The sequence below is a fragment of the Microcoleus sp. K5-D4 genome (assembly GCF_036704575.1).
Classification (GTDB): Bacteria; Cyanobacteriota; Cyanobacteriia; order Cyanobacteriales; family Microcoleaceae; genus Microcoleus.
Genome location: NZ_JAUBSD010000165.1, coordinates 1 through 5,174, shown reverse-complemented (window position 1 = coordinate 5,174; position 5,174 = coordinate 1). Strand labels below are relative to the sequence as shown.

Below are 5,174 nucleotides of genomic sequence, written 5' to 3'. Positions count from 1 at the left end.
TGGGGTTGAAAGCAGTATCCAGGCTGCCGTCGGCGTTCATTCTGGCGATTCTGTTGCGAGCTGTACCGTTGACTGTGGTGAACTGACCGCCTGCATAAATCCAATCGTTGATGGTGGCAGTGCCGTTAGTAGGCGCAGTGGTGATGCTTTGCACTGAGACCCGACTGCTGCCAGTATCGTTGGCAAGCACATCGATACTGGTAGCGGCCGAGTTAACTGTAACGGCTTTGTTATCTGGGTTAGCAACGGCTGGTAGGATGTAATTGTAAGTTTTGAGACTTTCAGAATTAAACGGTATTGATGTTTCTATCGTGCCTGTTTCTACTTCTAAGTTCCAGTCGCCTCCTAATTCTGCATTGCCTGTAGTATTATTTGATGCTGCTACATCAGCTAAAGTTAATTCGCTCAGTTCTTTAACAAATTTGATTCCTGTTTCTCCTGCTGCTACATCGCAGCCGTAGAGGTGGATTTCGCCATTTTCTGTTAAGGCATTTCCCCACTGTTTTATCTGAGTGCTGAAAGTTTTTATCTCTTTGTCATTGAGCGTGTCTGCGCCAAGTTTTAAACTACCTGGGCTGCCGTGTGAAAGGATGTGTACGGCTTCAATATCTTTTTGAGCTGCTAAGGCGTTTGTAATTTGGTCTATCCCGCTTAAATTGTCATTTAAAATGAAAATTTGAGCAGCATCGGCGTTTTGAATCAGGCTTTGATAATCTTGTACAGAAGAGTCAACGAAAATAATTTGCTTGTTGGCGGTTGGTACGTTCATAACTGCTGAAGTCCTTTATATATATCGTTTACACGTAAATCTGGCTCTTGTTGCAACCCCCGCGTCGAAGCTTAAGTTCTCGTTATGAGGACTGAAGAATTTATTAGTTTTACTACTCCAATCAATCGGTCGGTAAAATTTTTAGCTTGTTGCGCTGGATTATTAAATAACCTCGAAACATCAAAGGCGTTGCGCCGCATCAGTAGCTCAATGCTGTCCATAATCCCAGCAATGTTTCTGACACAGCAGATAACTTTGCCTTCCGGAAATAGTTCCAGAATTAATGGCAATTTGCTGCATCACAGGGGATGGGTGTCCAAGATCACTTCTTTTTCAGCTTGCCGGTGGTAATAAGCTGAAAAGATGCTCATAATCAGTGCCAGTTTTTGTTCAGAGGAAATGAACACGGAAAACTCATTATCTTCGGTCATGGCTGACCACATTCGCTCCACTAAACCCCCAACGGGGGAGGTCATGGCGGCGTGAAAGCGAGGATTTTGTCGGAGTAATGCTGCCAGTAAAGTAGAGCCCGATCGGGGTAGTCCTGATATGAAGTGGGCTTTCACTTGCCTAGCGTGGGAATGGGTGTTTAGAACTTAAATACAACTTAAATGTATCATACTAAAGACATATCTTTTATAGCAGATTTTTTATTTAACAGTTCGCAACACAATATCCAGGTTTACGATATCTTTACAATCTAGACATCGTGGGTTGACTTTTTCTATCTCTATAATTGCTTCCGGACTCTGCCTTTATAAGTCGGAAAAGTCAGATATTTGCCATGATTACAGAATTACTTTGGAACTTTGACCGCAGATGGTGGGGGATATACGCAGAGGGACGCAGATTAGGATACATTTTGTTTAGTTACCTCAACATAAATATGTTCTAATCGCACCGGATATCGAGCGATTGAATCAATAGAAATTCCATCGAACAGCAAAATAATTTCTTTTAATTCTAAACGTTCCGGCAGCCAAAAAGCTAAATCGCTACCGTAGCGGCGGGGAATGAAACTGTATTGTTTAGCACGGGCGATGACTTCAGCTTCTTCGTCGGTTTTTACCACGATAATTTCTTGAGCCGGAATTAGTTTTTGCAACTCCTCTAAACTGCCCTCAGCCACAATACTGCCATTTTTCAGAATCCCGATTTTCTGACAAAGACGCTCAGCTTCATCCAACAAGTGAGTTGTCAGCAAAATTGTAATTCCTTCCGATTGCAATCGCTGAATTAACTCCCAAATTTCATAGCGAGCCTCAATATCTAAACCCGTTGTCGGTTCATCTAAAATTACTAATTTAGGTTGGTGCACCAATGCTACGGCAATATTCAAACGGCGCTGCATTCCTCCGCTCAAAGTTTCCACGGGGCTTGTAGCTCTATCTGTCAAATTTACTGCTTTCAAACAGTGTCTTACTTGATAGCGGCGCTGCTTGCGCTCTAAGCCGTAAATTTGAGCAAAAAAATGGAGGTTTTCTTCGCAGCTAAGGCTTTTGTAAAGCAAATTTTCTTGAGGCGCTACCCCTATTAACAATTTTGTAGAGTCAGAAACAGGTTCGCCATTAATAGAAACTTGGCCGCTGTCGGCATTTAGCAAATTACATAAAATATTGATAGTTGTAGTTTTGCCCGCCCCGTTTGGCCCCAGCAAACCGTAAATTTCTCCAGCTTGAATGTGCAGTGTTAAATCTTTAAGCACTGAACGCTCGCCATAGGACTTATTTAGCTTTTCTATTTGCAGCACTGCTTTAATTCTCCGTATTATCTTATATATTTAGGGTTGTTTCTGAACGATTAAACCGCAGAGAGCGCAGAGTATCCAGAAGATAGAGATGAATAATTACGACATAATGAGATAGTTTTAAAGTCTTCTTTCTACTCTCAGCATCCTGCGGTAAGAAAGCCATCCACCTGCAATCATGGCAATAGAAAATATGAATAAATACCAAAAGTGTTCGGCAATATCAGCCAAATCTTTGCCGTCAGCCCACACGCCCATCAACGCTTCGTTCATGTGATAAATTGGATTGTACTGGGCGAGTTCCAGCAAACTTTTGGGAAATAGCGAAGTAGGTAAGAATGCGCCTCCTAAAATCAACAAAGGAACGCCGAAAGCTGCTACTAGGGAGTTGACATCTTCAGTGCGCCTCGCAAACTGGGTGCCAAGAATAAAGCCTACACCTACATAAGATACAATACTGAGCAGAATAATCGCACATCCTAACAGGATAGAGCCTTGAAATTGTGCTCCTAAACAAGAGGCGATCGTGTATACTAAAATTACCTGACCGATGCCGATGCAACTGTGAGCCAAGAAAATTCCTAAAAAGTAGGAAGTGCCGCTAAGCGGGGAAATAAACAAGCGTTTGAGGGTATGCTGTTCTCGCTCTGCTACTACTGTTGCTACGCTACCACCGAGACAGCTAAAAAATAAAGCCGCTCCTACTAAGCTGGCAGGTGCAGCAACTTCAAAGGCTTTTGCTGTGGTGAGATTAGCGCGTTCTTTTAAAATTAAACCATTAATTAGCAAGATAGAAACTGGAAAAATACTCCACAAGACTAAGCTGCGTCGCCGCCTCCCCAATTCAATTAAAATCCGCTGTGCTACTGCGAGCGTTTCGTACCAGTATTTCATAGGAAATATATTAGTATTGTTAGAATTGGGAATTGGCGATCGCGCCACCGGATATCATACCATAGAGATGCCAATAAGTTGAACTCTCAATAAAAAACCCGCAGACGCGGGTTTTGTGATTTTAGGGGGGATAGGTTTTAACACCAGTTAAAAAAACAGAACGGAACAGTAACAACTTCTAAACCCATATCGAATCAGTCATTCCCAATTTTTTAATCGAAAATCGAATATCGAATATCGAAAATTGTCTAACTTGTCGCCCTCTGTCGTTGCTCTCAATTAATACTAAAGTTCTTACCTCTGTAGCATCCTTGAAAAGAAGTTAAACTGGTGCGGCTTCTCTGTTCCAATTTAGTCACGAGGGAAGAAGTATTGAAACTGTCAGGGGTAGCACCCCACTTGTAGATAAAGTCGCCGAGATTGTCTCCGGTTTCTTCGTAGCTGTGTTCTTCAATTGGAATTCCCGAAACTCCTGAAACAGTTTGGTTGTGGTATCCGTTAAGAATGATTTTTTCGATAACGGCTCCCGGTTCTGCGGTAATGTTCCATTGCACCGGTTCGTAGGCTGAAAGGGCGAGAATTATTGGCTTGTTTCGGCGTTCTACTTTGACTTCGATCGCACTTTTTGATAAATTTCGGTTCTTGTGATCCGCGTTAGCTTCGTAAACGCCTATTAAATGAAGTTCTTTGTTTCCGCTTGAGGAACCGATATAACCTGAAAAATCGTCGGAACCGCCAAGCCCGCAGTTGGCGCCAGAACTAATTGGGGAAATAAAAGCAGCTTTTTCGGCGATTTTCTGCTGCACGGCCGGCACTACCCACAATCCGGTTCCGATGCCTAAAGCACCTATCAAAGCAGCCGCGATACCGAAAGGAAGGGCATTTGTGAGGTGGCGAACAACTGGTTTGGTTGTTAGTTGAGATAGGGTTTGCTGCCAAGTTTCACCAGTTTGTCGATCGGCATTCCCGCCATCGAGACAGGCTAATAAACCTAAACTTTCCGGCTGTTCGAGCAGACTTTGAACAGTTTTCCCTTCGCCGACGTAGAGATTTCTAGTTTCGGTGTCTAAAAGCAGCCAGTAGCGATCGCCCTCGCCGAGATTGTACTCTTGTACCGCAGGATCGACTAAATCGTGCTGCAAAAACACCAGCCAAGCCATATTATTGCCCGTGCCGACTGTTTTGCCGTCGCTGGATATAAGTTGGTCGATGTCGGGTTCCCAGCGCCAAGCTACCCAGCGACTATCTCCTCGATAGCCGAGGGATTTTTCTAGTTGCGGATGAGCGGTTATTTCTAAGCGTTGAACTAAGTTTGACACTAGATGTCCTCCTCAAGTGCGTTAGCGAAGCCCTCGCAGAGGATCGGGTCTAGAGCAATTTTGTTCCAATTTATTAAAACAAATATTTTGCTCATGAAGAGCCTCCGAATAATCGGGTTAATTTGGTCTGGCTAATGTTATCAGCCGATAATTTCCAAACCACACTGGCTTAACAAAAATATGCCTGTTGAATGGTTTAGCGTGAGAACTTGGAGCTGGCGAGAACCCGCCTGGTAATAATTTTAACCTGTGCCGATCGCTAATCCTGTTACGGATTAAAGCTGGCTATTTCTCACTGCTTCTACCTGGTTGTCCAGTTTTGAAAGAGTGCTTGGCCGATAGCGTCTACAAGTTCTTAGCTTAACTTTTATTTGGCTACTCTGCTACAAAATATGCCGATCGCACCTGACATCAATATGTAAGGATTCAGGTCTGTGATTGAGGA

General features: G+C 43.4%; 5 protein-coding genes. All 5 read right to left on the bottom strand.

Translation table 11 applies throughout. The features are described 5' to 3' along the window. On the bottom strand, positions 1 to 769 hold a 769-nt coding region (locus QUA77_RS28565; RefSeq protein WP_333453979.1), incomplete at its 3' end, for a DUF4347 domain-containing protein. A gap of 299 nt (positions 770 to 1,068) precedes the next feature. Beyond that, the gene (locus tag QUA77_RS28560; RefSeq protein WP_333453977.1) at positions 1,069 to 1,335 is read right to left on the bottom strand and encodes a sulfotransferase; all 267 of its coding nucleotides are present in this window, start codon (positions 1,333 to 1,335) and stop codon (positions 1,069 to 1,071) included. Positions 1,336 to 1,619: 284 nt separating this feature from the next. After that, positions 1,620 to 2,519 (bottom strand): ABC transporter ATP-binding protein, encoded by a 900-nt coding sequence (locus QUA77_RS28555; RefSeq protein ID WP_333453975.1) that lies wholly within the window; start codon positions 2,517 to 2,519, stop codon positions 1,620 to 1,622. 117 nt (positions 2,520 to 2,636) lie between these two features. Next, a complete protein-coding gene (locus QUA77_RS28550) occupies positions 2,637 to 3,410 on the bottom strand; it encodes an ABC transporter permease (protein ID WP_333453973.1) in 774 nt (257 codons plus the stop codon). A gap of 275 nt (positions 3,411 to 3,685) precedes the next feature. Continuing rightward, positions 3,686 to 4,729 (bottom strand): hypothetical protein, encoded by a 1,044-nt coding sequence (locus tag QUA77_RS28545; RefSeq protein ID WP_333453971.1) that lies wholly within the window; start codon positions 4,727 to 4,729, stop codon positions 3,686 to 3,688. Between the last annotated feature and the right edge of the window lie 445 nt (positions 4,730 to 5,174).